The sequence below is a fragment of the Gleimia hominis genome (genome assembly GCF_002871945.2).
Classification (GTDB): Bacteria; Actinomycetota; Actinomycetes; order Actinomycetales; family Actinomycetaceae; genus Gleimia; species Gleimia hominis_A.
In genome coordinates, this window is the sequence record NZ_CP126963.1 from 77,337 (window position 1) to 91,461 (window position 14,125).

Below are 14,125 nucleotides of genomic sequence, written 5' to 3' on the forward strand. Positions count from 1 at the left end.
TTTTCTTCCTAGCAGCGTGCAGTTTCGCGTGCGGGTACGTTCGTTTCTTCACGTGCGGGCACCTTCGCTTGTTCACGTGCGGTTGTGCGTGCGGGCAGGTTCGTTTCTTCGCTCGAGGGGATAGCGCGGTTGGGTTGGAACCGCGCAGTTAGAAGACCTCGGCGCGGGGCGAGTAGGAACAGGACTATGAAGATGAGGGTGAGGACACAAACGATTGAGGCGCCGGTGGGGATGTCGAGGGCCCAAGAGAAGTACAGGCCGAAGAACGAGCCGGCCCCACCGAGTGTGGCGGCGAGCGCCATCATGGGCACCATGCGGTCCGTCAGCATCCGCGCTGCTGCCGGAGGGGCAACCAGTAGAGCTAAGACCAGGACGTTACCGATGGTGCGCACGGATATGACTACCGCGCCGGCCACGCAGGTGTACAGGAGGATGTCGAGGAGCATGACGGGCAGTCCCATTGCGCGGGCCATTTCGCGATCCAACGCAACCATCGTCAGGTGCTTGTGCCACACCATTAGGGGGGTGAGCACGAGCATGCCTATCCCCGCGGTCACGGCGATATCCCAGTTGGTTACGCCCGTGATTGATCCAAACAGGAACGAGGATAGGGAAGCGGAGTACGCCTGTGAAGTGGAGATGACAATCACCCCCACTGCGAACGCACCAGCGAAAAGGATACCGATCAGCGCGTCTTCTTTGATCCGCCGATGCTGAGACAGGACGGCGACGAGGACGGCGACGCTCACCCCGGCGATCGCCCCTCCGGCTACTAGGGACCCGCCCAGTACGAAAGCGATGGCGATTCCGGGAAAAACGGCGTGCGCAACTGCGTCCCCGATAAATGCCATGCCGCGCAGCACCACGTGGGTTCCGACGATGCCGCACAGCGTGGCCGCCAAAACCGCGATTATCAGGGCTTTTGGGAGGAATGACAAAACGGGGTTCGTCATGTCGAGTAGAAAATCGAAGAAGGAAATCACGACGCCACCTCCACGGCATGTGCAAGCTGTTCGCGCCGAGAGATTACGGCGTGCACGGTTGCGATTAATGGGGAGGACGCGCGCACCCCGAACGCGTCGACCCACACCTGCGGGTCGGCGAGGCCCCGCGGATGCCCCTGTGCGTGCACCGTGCGGTTGAGGAGGATCACGCGGTCCGCGGTGTCTAGGGCCTGCCCGATGTCATGGGTGGACATGAGCGTGGTTTTCCCGCTTTCTGTGAGGCGTTGCAGCAGGTCTGTGAGCGTGTCGATTGTGGGTTGGTCCAGTCCGGTGAACGGTTCGTCGAGGATGAGCACGTCCGGGTCTGTGACCAGTGCGCGCGCCAGGAGTACGCGTTGACGCTGCCCGCCGGACAGTTCCCCAACTTGGCGTTGACTCATGCTGGTCATGCCCACGAGGTCCAGGGCTCGCTCTACCCGTTCTATGTCGCCCGCGGAGGTTAGGTGCAGTAGCTTTTGGGTGGGAAGCAGACCAAGTTGCACTACTTGGGCGACGCTCACGGGGAAGTCCCAGGCGAATGCTCGGGTTTGGGGGACGTATCCGACGCGGCCGTGTACTTGCGCGCTACCAGTGGTTTTCACGAGCCCCAGCAGAGCCCGGATGAGCGTGGTTTTCCCCGCTCCGTTTGGACCAATGAGGGCCGCGAACTCACCGGTGTGCACGGTTGTGTTCACGTTCTGCAACACGGCTCTCCCACCTAGGCGCACCTGGAGCGCTTCCACGTTTATGGCCGCGCGCTGATCATTTAAGCTCGTCACGCGTTTGCACCCCCAGCCGTGTCATCGCCCTCTCGCGGCCCCTGTGCCTGGTGGGTCCCCTCGCTCTTGCGGGTACTTTCGTTTTCGCTCGGACCTTCGGATTGAGCGGCACGTTGAGTTTGCCCCGTGGGGGTACGCTGGGTTTCACCTGTGGGGGTACCTTGGGTATGGGCGCGCATTTGCCGACGCAGTTTCGCATTGTGCCCCAGGTAGAGGCCGACGCCACCGGCGAGAATCAGTGCGCCCACCACGAGCACCACGATCAGCATCGTGGGCACCGAGTCTTGCTCCGCATTCGGCTGCGATCCCTCGCTCTTGGTCTGGGTGGCAGCTGGTTCAGATGCATCCGCGCCGTCCGACTGCGCGGCCCCAGCGCCATCCTGTGCCTGCCAAGTGGCGTCAAAAGCTTGCGCGGAATCCGCGCCTCCCACTGCGAACCGCAACGTCGCTTCCGCGGTTAGACCCCGGTTCTTCCCATCGCCATCCGTGGTGATGCGCATGCGCACTAAGTGCACGCCGGGGCTCGTGAACACCCAGTTCGCGTGCGTGTGCGTGTTGCGTTCAACCCAGAGTTTGCGCGACTGACCTTCTTGCGACGACCACAGCACCTGCGGATGCGAGAACCCACCGGCTTGCTCAAACACCGTGAAGGTACCCTCACCGGAATGCCCCACGTATTCAAACGTGACCCCACGCGTATCACCCAGGGTTGGGGACTGCGTATTCCACCCAATCCACGGCACGTTCGCGATCTGTGCCTGCGGACTAGCCCACACGGCGTCCCCCGCTTTCGCCCCCGTGAACGTGAAATCCCCACTGTCGGGCAACACCTGTTTCGCTGGTTCCCCCAGTTCGAACACGACGTCATCCAAACTGCGCCACACCGGTTTTTCCTCCGAATCGTCCCGCAACCGCAAAGACAATTTCCCCTGTTCAATCGCGGGTGAAATATCCATGTGACCGGCCTTAACGACCTTGCGCGTCCCTGGTTTTGCCTGTTCTTCGTCGCCGGAAACCGTTTGGTCCAGATCGTTATTGTCCATTGGCTGCGGCGTAGTTTGGATTTGCTTGAGGGACGGCGCCGCTGCTTGCGCCCCCGCAACCGGTGCGACGGCGAAACACCCGCAGGCCAGCATTGCTGCAGCGCAAACCAGGGCGGTACGCAACCGGGATTTTTGCGCCCGCACTGCTAGGCGCTGCCGCGTGGTGGTGGGGCGCGTGCGTGTCGGTGGGATGGGCGGTGTCATCAGTGGTGTCCTCCTAGGCAGCGCAGCAAATTCTGCGCGTTTGCGGTCATCATTTTTTCGTAGCTGTTAACAGATTCAGTAAAGGAATCCCCATAGATCGGGCACACGCGAATGCCTTGCTGTTCGGCAGCGCGCTGCAGGTCATTGCTTGACCCGCTGGCGTTCGGTTCTAAGAAAACTGCGTTCACCTTCAGATTCGTCAGTGTGCGGGTTAATGCGATTAGGTCCCGAGGTGACGGCTGGGTCGTTGGGGAAGAGGTGATAAAACCCGCGATGTTAATCCCATAGGCCGCGCTTAAGTACCCGTAGCCGTCGTGGGTTGTCACCAGGTTGCGTTTAGCCGGGGGAATCCGCGCGATACTGGCCCGCATTTTCTGATCCACCTGCTCAAGGCGGGTTTGCAGCGCATGCAAGTTGCGCGCGTATTGCGCGGCCCCGTCCGGATCTAGGTTTGAGAGCTGGTCCGCGATTGTTTGCGCGTACAAAATAGCGTTCTGCGCGTCGTGCCACAGGTGCGGATCCAACTCGCCGTGCACGTGCTTACCAATTACCCCTTGAGGCAGTAGGTAAACCTCAGAGTTTTGTGCCCCAATGAATCGAAACTGCGGGTCCGCGGGTACTTGCTGCAAGGTTTTGGATGGAACTGAAATCACCACGTCCTCTGGGGCTTGTGAATACTGCGTGTTTGACACCTGGGTGCCGTTGGATCGGTTTTGCTCCCCCGATTTCCCCTTTGCGCCGGCCTCGTTTTTGTGTGCGGTTTTTGCCGTGCCCGCGTTCTTGCGGGTGGGGCGGTCCCCTTGGATGGTGATGGCCCCTTGGGTTAGGTCCGCGGTAATGTCCTGGTGGCCGCTGGTGAGCACGCGTTTATTCGGATCCGCAGGTACCCCCACCGCGAACGTGATGGTACGCGGCGGAAGTGTCGTTTTTGTGCCGGTCACGTGAGCGCGGATTTGCGCGCGGTACACGCCGGGGCGGGTGAATGCCCACGACACGTGCGTGTGCGCCCCGGCGGGTAGTTCCACTTCCGGGTGGTCCGCCGAAAGCAGTACCTGGGGGGTACCGAACGTACCGGTCAGGTAGGCGAATAGTTGCCCGGGCCCCTCCACGCGGTCCAAATGCATCGTCACCGTGCGCGCCGCAGCCGCGTTCTCTGAAGTCCCAGCGTCCCCAGAGTCTCCAGAGCTCCCAGAGGCTCCAGCGGGTTTCCCGATGGTGCGTAACCCCAGCCAAACGGTGTCTAGTGCCGCGTCCTCCACCAGGGGAATCAGGCGCGCGCCCTGATCTTGCGCGGCTTGCGCAAGCGCGATTGCCTGCACACCCGGTTGCAGGTTCGCATCAATCGCCCGGGTCAACGCCTGTTCTTCTAGCATGAGGCCGTTGGTGAACACCACGTCGGCATTCGCCACATTGCGAATGTCACGCAAAGACGGCTCATAGGTGTGAGGATCAGAGCCGGGTTTCATCAACCCGGTTACGCGCGCGCGGTTGCCCGCCACCTGCCGGGCGAGGTCCGTGATTATCGGGGTGGACGTAACCGCACTGATGCGTCCGTCTGTTTTAAGGGCGTGCCTGTCGCATCCCACCGCGGTTAGGGGCAGTACCGCGCACAGGCTAATAAGGAGTGCGCGGAGGCCGAAGTGGCGGGCCCTGAACCGGGTGCGGAAGCGGAAACGGGCAGGTCTCATCGGTTGGAGCTACCCTGTTTCGCAGCGAGTCCATTGCGCCGCGTCGCAATAAAACCGAGCCCCAAGATCCCCATGCCTGCTGCAAGTACCCCCAGGGCGAGAGCAAGTGGGGAACTACCGGTTTGCGCCAGCGCGCCGGTTTGCTGCTGGTCGGCAGTGGGGGTGCATTCTTTACCGTCGGGGGTTTGCCAAACGGTTTTGCTGCCAACCGTGCTCCCTAGGTCAAAGTGGCCGGACATGGAACCGGACCCCACTTGGAACGACAGGTTCGCCACCGCAGTTTTCTTCTGCCCATTAATTGTTGCGGTTTGGGTGATGCCCACGCGGTACGTACCTGGTTTTGAGAACACCCAGTTGGGGTGCACGTGCGTGTTGCGTGCGATCGTGACGGAGCCGGAGGGTTTGTTGCCACTACCTTGGAACCATTCTTTGCCCACTACTTGCCCGAAGTTCCCAGATTCGTAGACGAACATGGCGCCCGGGCCGCTGAATGACGTGAGTGTCCAGGTGACGTCACCGGTGGATTCTTGCAACAGTTTGGGGTCCATCGTGTTTGCCCCGAGCCAAGGTACCCCCTGCTGCTGCGTGGATCCGATGGCCCACACGTCCCCGGCGGCAACCGGCCCGAGTGCTTGCGGTAGTTTCTGCTTCGCACTCTCACCCAGCTGAAACACGATGCTGTCGGCGGGCACGTTCTTCGCGGGGCTGGAACGGTCGTCTTTAATTTGCGCAATCAGTTCGTTGCCTTCCAACTGAACTTGCTGACATTGATCACTGCCACCCGCGTTTTTACCCGCGTTGCCTGCCTGTTGTGCAGTTGCGCTTGCCGTTGCGTCCGCTGCCTGGGTTTTGTCCGCGGCCCGGTCTTTGTGGGGGTCTTGCGTGTTCGCCGCATTTTCCTGAGGGGTTTGCCCATCCATGGGCTGCGCGGCCCGCGGTGCAGACCTGTCATTGGTGGCTGCATCTTCGCGAGCTTTTGCGGTTGGGGTAGCGGTGGTGGTTGTGCCGTCTTTGTCTGCTACCTCCCACGTGTAGGTAACCGGGGCGGATTCCACGCTTTTCTGAGCGCCAGCTGCGCGTGCAACCACGGTCATTTTGTACGTACCCGGCGCGGTGAATGCCCAGCTTAACGCGTTTTTACCCGCAGGTACCCCCGCGAACTTAGCGCCGGGAGTAACGGCGTAAGACGCTGTCTTCGCTCCTTTTGCTCCCGTGAGGATCGGCGCCCACCCGTCTTTCTGGTTACCACCGAGGAGGTAGGCGTCGCCGGGTCCCTCAACAGTTTTAAAGGTGAATGTCAGGTCCTCGAACTCTTCTCCAAGCGCTTGCGCGTTCCAGCTCGTGCGCAAACCCGCGGGAGCGTCAGCAGGGTAGAAGAACGTGGGTTTGCCGATCCCCAAGATCCGCTTGGTCTGGTTCGATAACGCGGTCGGGGCGGGACGCAGAACCGGGCTGTCAGACGTGGGATTCGCCGCTGTCTTGTTCGCGTTGGTGCCGGGCGTCGCGGGCATTTCCAGCTTGAGGGTACCTCGGTGGGGGTGGACGAAGAACATGTCCAGATCACCGGAAGTGGGAGCATCCTGCGTGGGAGTGGCGTTAGCAAAAGCGTTAACGGAAGCAGCTTCAGCGGAGGCGTTGAATAGAGACCAGAAAGTGATGGTGGAAAGCGCGGCGGCTGAGGAGGCGTGCGCCGCTGAGGAGGTGTGCGCGGCGGTTTGGGCATGCGCTGGAGCGCCTGCAAGCGGAGTGGTTGCAAGCGGAGTAGTTGCGAGTGTGGCCGGGGTCGATGCGGCAAACGCGGGGCCGGTGGTTAAGCACAGTGCGCAGCCGGTGGCCAGGAGGGCACGGGTTTGGGGTTTCATCACACCTCAATCTAGAAATCAATCAGTAATGAGAACAATTATCATTACAAGGTTAGGTTTGAGGGAATGAATGTGTCAAGCTCCGCCTGTTGGCGTTGAGGTTTCTTTCAGCCAACTGTCGTAGCGTAGATTCGGCTAATCAAAATGGGGAAGAGGATGTATGGGTTCAAATACGCTTAAGACCGCTCTGCTGTTCGGCGTTATGTGGGGCCTGCTGGGCGCAATCGGCGCTTGGTTATCCGCGTGGCAATCAACGCCAACATTTTTCTGGATCTTCATGTTTGCGGGCCTGTTCATGTCCCTATACACGTATTGGAACTCAGACAAAATCGCGTTGCGGTCAATGCGGGCAGTGGCAGTGTCTGCGGAGCATGAACCGCAGTTGTACGACGCAGTTGCGGAACTGTCTGGCAAAGCAGGTCAACCTATGCCAGCGATCTACATGGCGCCCACGCGCACACCGAACGCGTTCGCAACGGGTCGGAACCCGCAGCATGCAGCCGTTTGTGTGACAGAAGGTATTATGGAGCTTTTGGAGCCGCGTGAACTCCGCGCAGTGCTCGGCCACGAGCTGTCACACGTGTACAACCGGGACATCCTCACGTCAACAATTGCCGGTGGGATTGCCTCTCTAATTACTTCGATCGCGCAGATCTTCATGTTCGGCAGCTGGCGCTGGCGGGGCGCGAACCCGTTGATCTCAATGCTAATGACTTTCTTGGCGCCCCTCGCAGCGACGATGCTGCAGCTGGGGATCAGTAGGACCCGTGAATATGAGGCAGACCGCGCGGGCGCGGTGCTCAGTGAAGACCCGTTGGCGCTTGCGAGTGCGCTGCGTAAGTTGGAGCGAGGGAACACGCAGACACCTCTGCAAGCCACGCCGAACCAGCAGAACGTGGCTGCGATGATGATCACGAATCCGCTGCGCGGTGGGGCGGCGCAACTGTTCTCCACTCACCCGCCAATCGCGGAACGGATCGCTCGCCTCGAAAAAATCGCTGGCTACTGACGCGCCTACCGGTAGTTCTTGAACTGCAGTGCGACGTCCAGGTCCGCTTTCTTCAGCAGCGCAATCACGTCCTGCAGCGTGTCGCGTGACTTGTGGGCAACCCGCACCGTGTCCCCCTGAATCTGCGCTTTCACACCTTTGGGCGCTTCGTCGCGGATAAGTTTCGTAATCTTCTTTGCTTGGTCTTGTGAGATCCCTTGCTTGAGGTCCCCAGTGAGCCGGAAGATCTTCCCCGACGGTTTCGGCTCCCCGCCCCCGAGGTCTAAAGATTTTAGTGAAACGCCGCGGCGAATCAGCTTCGATTGCAACACGTCCAAAATAGCCAATGTTCTTTCAGCCGTGTTCGCCTCCATCAGAATCTGATCTCCACTAAGTTCAACCCGCGCGTCCACGCCGCGAAAGTCGTAGCGGTTCCCAACTTCCTTCGCCGACTGATTCACCGCGTTATCCACCTCCTGCCGGTCAATTTCACTCACAACGTCAAATGATGAGTCTGCCATTTTCCCCTCCGACTACTTCCGTTCGTTCCTAATATCGGCGCGCACCAGCCACCCGTTTATTCCTGCTGTCAGCGAGTCCCGGTGGTCGGCTTGTTGCGTAGCTGCGGTTGGCGTCTGCCTGCTCCTAACACCGCCGCCCCCAGCCGTGGGTTCGCTCCCCGAGTAGCCGCTGCGCGCACCCCCTCAAGGGTATCTAAATAATGCAATGTGGGAGCTTCGTCACGCCACCCTAGTGTAATTGGCATTTAAGGCGGGCGGTCTGATAATCTTTCCAAGCGTCGTTGAACGCGAGCTAGTGTTCAATCGTTAAAGGCGGAGTGCCCGAGTGGCCAAAGGGAGCTGACTGTAAATCAGCCGCGATTCGCTTCGGGGGTTCAAATCCCTCCTCCGCCACCATTTCGCAGTAGCGAAAGATGTGACGACAAACGCACCGCAAACGTTTGCCCGCAGGGCGCGTGTGCCGGTAAAGTTGTTCGCGTTGCCCCGATAGCTCAGTCGGCAGAGCGTCTCCATGGTAAGGAGAAGGTCAAGGGTTCGATTCCCTTTCGGGGCTCGGTTTGTGGTTTAGGGCCGCAACCACCCTTGCGGCGGGGTAGCTCAGTTGGTGAGAGCGCACGACTCATAATCGTGAGGTCGCGGGTTCGAGTCCCGCCCCCGCTACCGGATTTTCTACCCGGGCGTCATCCGAGAGCACTCAGGCGACTCCTAGGCGGGAAACCGATAACCATTCTCCGACAGATATAAGGAAGTTAAAGTGGCTAGCAAGTCGTCTGATGTTCGCCCTAAGATCACTCTGGCCTGTTCGGAGTGCAAGGAGCGGAACTACATTACGAAGAAAAACCGTCGTAATACGCCGGACCGCCTAGAGCTAAAGAAGTACTGCCCGCGTTGCCGCAAGCACACGGCTCACCGCGAGACCCGCTAGGCGTCACGGAAAACTTTCAACCCCTCACAATCGTGGGGGGTTGTTTTAACGTTTGAGGATCGCATTGACTGAAAAGCAGATCACCCGCGCGTCCATCGCCACGATGCTCACCTTCTTCCTCTCCGGGTTGTCGGTCGCGAGTTTCCTCGCCCGAATCCCCACCATCCGCAGTGAACTCGCGTTAGAACCCTCCCGCATGGGGTTGCTGCTCCTGATTGGTTCACTCGGTTCCCTCATCGCCCTACCTTCATCCGGCCCCGTCGTGGGCCGCTGGGGGCCACGAGTCACGATTTGGGGTGCTTACGCAGTATGGGCCACTGGGATCACAGGAGTGATTCTTGCGTATGAGGCCCGAGCAGCCGGCCTGCTTGCCCCCGCACTGGCGTTCGCGCAAATCGGGATCGCGATGGCCAATGCGACGATGAACGTGGAGGGCGGCTACGTGGAAGTCGTCGCCCACCGCGTCCGCATGCCCTGGTACCACGCAGCCTATTCCGTGGGGACCGTAGTGGCAGCACTGATTGGCGCAGCTTGTTCGTATTTCCACATCGGGGTGGCGCAACACTTAGCTGCCGTTGTGGTGTGCGTCCTTCTGGGGATCGTTTGGGCCGGTTTGAACTATGTTCCGCAACCTATTATTGAGGACTTGGCTGGAACCTCAACGCGTGGAAACAAACGCACTTCCCGAGCGTGGCGCGAAAAACGTACGCTACTGATCGGCGTGTTCGTCCTCGGCACCGGGCTGATGGAAGGGGCAGCGAACGACTGGTTACCACTGGCGATGGTGGACGGATTCCACGTTAGTGACACGTTGGGAACGGCGACGCTCGCACTGTTCTTGACGGTGCTTACTTTCACGCGGTTCGCGTCCTCCACGTTGCTGCACCGCTGGCCTGTGGAACGCCTGGTGCCCACACTGCTGCTGATCGCAATCGGAGGGCTAATCGTGCAGGCGGTAGCCCCCTGGCCGGCGCTCGCACTGGTGGGCGTGGTTGCATGGGCAATCGGAGCGGCCCTGGGGTTCCCATCGGCAGCCTCAGCGCTATCAAAAGAACCAGCCATGGCGGCCGCGCGCCTATCCGTACTGTCCACCATCGGTTACGGCGCATTCCTCGCCGGACCTCCGCTAATCGGTTTCTTAGCCGAACACTTGGGGTACCGCGGGGCTCTAGGGTTCATCGCGATCCCAGTTGCCGTATCCGTGATGCTGTCCGCACAGCTGAAAGACCCTCAAGAAGAAGACCCGAACGAAGGTACGGTCGGTAACAAACCCCACTAAGGTGCGCGCCGCAATCGCCCCAATAACGAAAGTGCGCCGGGCGAATGACATACGTACTGAGCAATCTCCGTGAACTAGAGTGAGACATATGGAAGCATCCTTTGATTCATGCACTGACCACGTTCCGGCCAGCAACCACCCCGTGTCCGCGCGTCCGTCACACCGGCAGTACCACCCGGATTCGCACCGGTTGGCGGACTGGACCACTCTCGGGGTGGGGGCGGATGCCGAAACGGTAGTGTGCGCCCGCAGTGAAGAAGAGATCATTGAAACGGTCACCGAAGCGGACCGGGAGGGCAAACCGCTGCTCATGCTTGGTGGTGGGTCCAATATTGTGCCGTCCGACCAGCCGTTTGAGGGCGTCGTGGTGCGCGATATGCGTGAGGAACTCGAGGTTTTGCATAACTCCGGATGCGGTGGGGTAGAGGTGCGCGTCAGTGCCGGCCACGCGTGGGACACGCTGGTGGCGCGGGCAGTGCAGGAAGACTGGATGGGGTTCGAAGCCCTGTCTGGGATCCCGGGCACCGTGGGGGCCGCACCCGTGCAAAACATTGGGGCGTACGGGCAAGAAGTGGCGTCCCTAGTGTCATCCCTGTGGGTGTACGACCGGCTCACTCGCAGCCGGCGGCAACTGTTCGTCGCGGACCTGCAAATGGGGTACCGCACGTCCGTGCTGAAACGCTCGCTGCACGACGCGCGTATTTCGCAGGGGAAAAAGTGGCGTAACACGGGGCGGTGGGTCGTGCTATCCGTAGATTTCCACACTCCGCACGCGTCCCTCAGCGCCCCGATTGGGTACGCGCAACTAGCGAACGCGCTCGGTTGTGAACTGGGGCAGCGAGTGGACAACCGGCAGGTACGCGCTGCCGTGCTGGCCCTGCGCGAATCCAAATCGATGGTGTTGGACGACGCGAACCAGAACACGTACTCCGCCGGCTCCTTCTTCACAAACCCCATCGTCGATGCCGAGCGCGCGAGCCAAATCGACCCGCAAGCCCCCCGGTTTCCGGTGGGCGACGGGCAAGTGAAACTATCCGCAGCGTGGCTGATTGCCCATTCGGGTTTCGACAAAGGATACCGGCTCAATCCGCAAGCGCCAGCAAGCTTATCCACCGACCACGTGCTCGCAATCACCAACCGCGGTAACGCGCGAGCGCAAGACATTCGCGCCCTCGCCAGCGCAGTGCAGCAGGGTGTGCGTGCCCAGTGGGGGATTGAACTAGTTCCCGAACCCGTTTACCTGCAGTGAACGCATCGCGGTGAGCAGCGCCTGCGTGGCCTGCGGCTCGTCCAGAAGCCGGTTGTGCCCGTAAACCGGAATCGTGTCCACCGTTGCTCCCGGCAACCAAGTGCCCGCCGGCACGTGCTCATCCCATTTGGCCTGTAAAGAAATGATGCGGTCATTGACCTCAGTGGACAAGAACTCAGAAACAATGTCCTGGTTACTGGGGCTGAGCCCGGCCATCCCTAAGAATCGGGGGACGTGATCAGCGAGGGAAGAACCGGAATACGGCGTGCCAAGTGACACGAGTCCGCGGATGCGCCACCCCTGGGCCCGTCCCATTGCCTCTTTGGCCACCAAACCGCCCTTAGAGTGGGCAAATAAAGTGACGTCGCGTAAATCATTGTGCACCAAGTAGTCCTCTAACCGGCGCGCCAACAGCGTAACCGGCCCAAGCATGCGCCCAAAATCCGCTGGCAAGTGGACATCCCAACCATCGGCATGCAGAGCCTGCCCCCAGGTAGACAGGTACCGCCAGTTCTCGTACACCCCAGGGATACCCAGAGCCACCGGGCCACCGGGCGTACGCAGCGACTGTGCATCCACCCCGGTTCCCAGCACGGTTTCTACCCCTCGTACCGCACTCAGTTTCAGTGACCGCGCGTAGTCTAACCCGATGATTGCTACGCGTTTACACACCGGTGGTGACTGCGGCCGATTCTCCGTCAACGCCTCGTAGATACTCGTCCGATTCTCATCCGTAATCGTCCGCGCGGGGCGGGGCGGCTGGTAGGGCAGAGGATCCGCGTTCGCAAGCTGTTTCAAAATCTCCGCCACCCGCTTATCGTTGTGCACCACCACCGCGTGCGCACCCCCGGGGACCGTAAACGCCGGTACTGGCGCGCCCGTGCGGTCCCGAGCTGCTAACTGCAGGTCGCGGATCCACCGCGGCGGCGCAATCTGATCGTGCTCGCCCCGAATGAGCGTGGTGCGCGCCGCCGCGTCCGCCACCCGGTGGCCAATCGGATACGTCATCATGGCCGGTAACGTCTGCGCAAACCAACTCAGCCCACACTTCGCGTACGCCCGCAACGCAAACAACGTCACGTCCCACGGCTCGTACACCGAAGACTGCAAGAACCGCCACGCAACCTGCACTAACATGCGTTCCGTTGCGTTCACCGGCGGGCCAATCAACGCTAGCTTCCGGAACACCCGCGGGTCCCGCGCCGCCACCTCCGTCACCACTTGGGCGCCCATAGAGTGGCCCACCAACACGGGGTGCGCCGCGCCCTCATGCCGACAAACTGCGTGCACCACCGCTGCGAACCCTGGAACCGAAAGGTACCGCTTCGGTTTTGGTGCATCCCCAAACCCCGGCAGGTCCATCGTCAACACGTTCCCCACGTCCACCAGCTGGTGGGCTAAGGCAAGAAAATACTTCGAAGAAACCCCAATCCCATGCACCATCACAAACGTGGGATCACTGGGGCGGTGATGCGGACGCAAAAACTTGTGCGTACGCACCGCAACCCCATCAACACTAATCAACGAGTTCACAACTCTGTACTCAGCCACCGCCGGATTCCTTCCTGCCACTGCCGCTTACACGCCGCCGGGGCAAACGACGCGTCAATCGAACTGCTCGCCAAGTGCGCCAACTCTTCGTCACTGAACCCAATCCAGCGCGCATACTCATACTGATCCAGCAGGCGCGAACGAAACAGTAGGGGGTCGTCCGCACCCAACGCGATCTGCGCACCCGCGTCAGACAGCACTCGCAACGGGACGCGCTCCAAATCCTCATACACGCCCAGCGACACGTTCGACGTTGGGCACAGTTCGAATGCAACCCCAGAGTCAATGAGCTGGCGCATCAACTCCGGATCCTCCGTTGCCCGCACCCCGTGGCCGAGCCGAGACGGTTTCAAATACTGCACTACCTCGCGCACGTGGCGAGGCCCCAGCAGCTCCCCTCCATGTGGTACCCCCGGCAGCCCCGCCCGGCGCGCAATCCGGAAAGCCGCGCCGAACAGCGAAGTTTCCCCCGCAGTCTCATCGTTAGACAGTCCAAACGCCACCACTTCGCCCGGACCATCCCCAGCGTACTGGGCAGCCAACCGCGCTAGGGTGCGCGCATCCAATGGGTGGCGCATCCGCGAGGCCGCCACAATCACCCCCACGGACACACCCCACTTGTGTGAGGACTTTTTCGCCTGGTCCAGAACTATCTCCAACGCCGGAGTTAACCCACCCACGTGCGGGGCGTAAGAAGTGGGATCCACCTGGATCTCTAACCGCACCGACCCTTCTTGCGCATCGTCCGCAACCGCTTCATCAACCAGACGGCGCATAACAGTTTCGCTGCGCACCAGGGCGCGAGCCGCATCGTAAGAGCGTTGGAACCGGAACCACCCGCGCGAATCCTTCGGCACACTAAGCGGATCGTCCACCAGCAAATGCGCAGGTAACCGCACCCGTTCCACCCGGGCGAGCTCCACCATGGTTTGCGGCCGCAAACTACCTGTGAAATGCAGGTGCAGGTGTGCTTTCGGTAATGTCCTTAGGTCGCGCATCGCTCGCGGTCCCACGCCCCTTCCCATCTCTAAAGTTATTGCAGCACTAGAACGC

The 14,125-nt window shown here is 60.8% G+C and carries 12 protein-coding genes and 3 tRNA genes; 7 read left to right on the top strand and 8 right to left on the bottom strand.

Annotated elements, in window-relative coordinates; all coding sequences use genetic code 11:
* Positions 1-8: 8 nt before the first annotated feature.
* Genes CJ187_RS00335 through CJ187_RS00355 form a run of 5 tightly spaced genes read right to left on the bottom strand, consistent with a single transcriptional unit; the run spans position 9 to position 6,559 of the window.
* Positions 9-983 (bottom strand): anchored repeat-type ABC transporter permease subunit, encoded by a 975-nt coding sequence (locus CJ187_RS00335; protein WP_102216269.1) that lies wholly within the window; start codon positions 981-983, stop codon positions 9-11.
* The gene (locus CJ187_RS00340) at positions 980-1,762 is read right to left on the bottom strand and encodes a metal ABC transporter ATP-binding protein (RefSeq protein ID WP_102216268.1); all 783 of its coding nucleotides are present in this window, start codon (positions 1,760-1,762) and stop codon (positions 980-982) included. Before CJ187_RS00340 ends, CJ187_RS00335 begins: the two co-directional genes overlap by 4 nt.
* A complete protein-coding gene (locus CJ187_RS00345; RefSeq protein ID WP_102216267.1) occupies positions 1,759-3,009 on the bottom strand; it encodes a choice-of-anchor M domain-containing protein in 1,251 nt (416 codons plus the stop codon). The genes CJ187_RS00340 and CJ187_RS00345 overlap by 4 nt, the downstream gene beginning before the upstream one ends.
* A complete protein-coding gene (locus CJ187_RS00350; RefSeq protein WP_102216266.1) occupies positions 3,009-4,697 on the bottom strand; it encodes a metal ABC transporter solute-binding protein, Zn/Mn family in 1,689 nt (562 codons plus the stop codon). Before CJ187_RS00350 ends, CJ187_RS00345 begins: the two co-directional genes overlap by 1 nt.
* Positions 4,694-6,559, bottom strand: coding sequence for a TIGR03773 family transporter-associated surface protein (locus tag CJ187_RS00355; protein WP_102216265.1), 1,866 nt, complete (start codon positions 6,557-6,559; stop codon positions 4,694-4,696). The genes CJ187_RS00350 and CJ187_RS00355 overlap by 4 nt, the downstream gene beginning before the upstream one ends.
* 160 nt (positions 6,560-6,719) lie before the next feature.
* Here CJ187_RS00355 and CJ187_RS00360 point away from each other — a divergent pair, with 160 nt between their 5' ends.
* Positions 6,720-7,568 carry a M48 family metalloprotease gene (locus CJ187_RS00360; RefSeq protein WP_102216264.1) on the top strand — a complete coding sequence of 283 codons (849 nt, stop codon included), beginning with the start codon at positions 6,720-6,722 and terminating at the stop codon, positions 7,566-7,568.
* Between the two features lie 5 nt (positions 7,569-7,573).
* On the opposite strand, the gene CJ187_RS00365 is transcribed toward CJ187_RS00360, so the two are convergent.
* Positions 7,574-8,068, bottom strand: coding sequence for a YajQ family cyclic di-GMP-binding protein (locus CJ187_RS00365; protein WP_102216263.1), 495 nt, complete (start codon positions 8,066-8,068; stop codon positions 7,574-7,576).
* Positions 8,069-8,379: 311 nt separating this feature from the next.
* On the opposite strand from CJ187_RS00365, the gene CJ187_RS00370 reads away from it, so the two are divergent.
* The 6 genes from CJ187_RS00370 to CJ187_RS00395 all read left to right on the top strand — a co-directional run bounded on the left by CJ187_RS00370 (position 8,380) and on the right by CJ187_RS00395 (position 11,521).
* Positions 8,380-8,464: transfer RNA gene (locus tag CJ187_RS00370), tRNA-Tyr, on the top strand.
* An 84-nt stretch (positions 8,465-8,548) separates the two neighbouring features.
* Positions 8,549-8,621 (top strand) — tRNA-Thr (locus CJ187_RS00375).
* Positions 8,622-8,654: 33 nt separating this feature from the next.
* Positions 8,655-8,728, top strand: a tRNA-Met gene (locus CJ187_RS00380).
* A gap of 94 nt (positions 8,729-8,822) precedes the next feature.
* A complete protein-coding gene (gene rpmG, locus CJ187_RS00385) occupies positions 8,823-8,993 on the top strand; it encodes a 50S ribosomal protein L33 (protein ID WP_102216262.1) in 171 nt (56 codons plus the stop codon).
* A 64-nt stretch (positions 8,994-9,057) separates the two neighbouring features.
* A complete protein-coding gene (locus CJ187_RS00390) occupies positions 9,058-10,272 on the top strand; it encodes an MFS transporter (protein ID WP_102216261.1) in 1,215 nt (404 codons plus the stop codon).
* 88 nt (positions 10,273-10,360) lie between these two features.
* Positions 10,361-11,521 (top strand): UDP-N-acetylmuramate dehydrogenase, encoded by a 1,161-nt coding sequence (locus CJ187_RS00395; protein ID WP_102216260.1) that lies wholly within the window; start codon positions 10,361-10,363, stop codon positions 11,519-11,521.
* On the opposite strand, the gene CJ187_RS00400 is transcribed toward CJ187_RS00395, so the two are convergent.
* Positions 11,492-13,072, bottom strand: a complete 1,581-nt coding sequence (locus CJ187_RS00400; RefSeq protein WP_146003068.1) for an alpha/beta fold hydrolase — start codon at positions 13,070-13,072, stop codon at positions 11,492-11,494. The two genes, CJ187_RS00395 and CJ187_RS00400, sit on opposite strands and share 30 nt — an antisense overlap.
* A complete protein-coding gene (locus CJ187_RS00405) occupies positions 13,051-14,070 on the bottom strand; it encodes an adenosine deaminase (RefSeq protein WP_102216258.1) in 1,020 nt (339 codons plus the stop codon). The genes CJ187_RS00400 and CJ187_RS00405 overlap by 22 nt, the downstream gene beginning before the upstream one ends.
* Positions 14,071-14,125 lie beyond the last annotated feature (55 nt).

Bases quoted from the DNA above. Each gene is read 5' to 3' on its own strand.
- CJ187_RS00345 (WP_102216267.1), bottom strand. From the start codon at position 3,009: ATGACACCGCCCATCCCACCGACACGCACGCGCCCCACCACCACGCGG.
- CJ187_RS00350 (WP_102216266.1), bottom strand. From the start codon at position 4,697: ATGAGACCTGCCCGTTTCCGCTTCCGCACCCGGTTCAGGGCCCGCCAC.
- CJ187_RS00355 (WP_102216265.1), bottom strand. From the start codon at position 6,559: ATGAAACCCCAAACCCGTGCCCTCCTGGCCACCGGCTGCGCACTGTGC.
- CJ187_RS00360 (WP_102216264.1), top strand. From the start codon at position 6,720: ATGGGTTCAAATACGCTTAAGACCGCTCTGCTGTTCGGCGTTATGTGG.
- CJ187_RS00365 (WP_102216263.1), bottom strand. From the start codon at position 8,068: ATGGCAGACTCATCATTTGACGTTGTGAGTGAAATTGACCGGCAGGAG.
- CJ187_RS00395 (WP_102216260.1), top strand. From the start codon at position 10,361: ATGGAAGCATCCTTTGATTCATGCACTGACCACGTTCCGGCCAGCAAC.
- CJ187_RS00405 (WP_102216258.1), bottom strand. From the start codon at position 14,070: ATGCGCGACCTAAGGACATTACCGAAAGCACACCTGCACCTGCATTTC.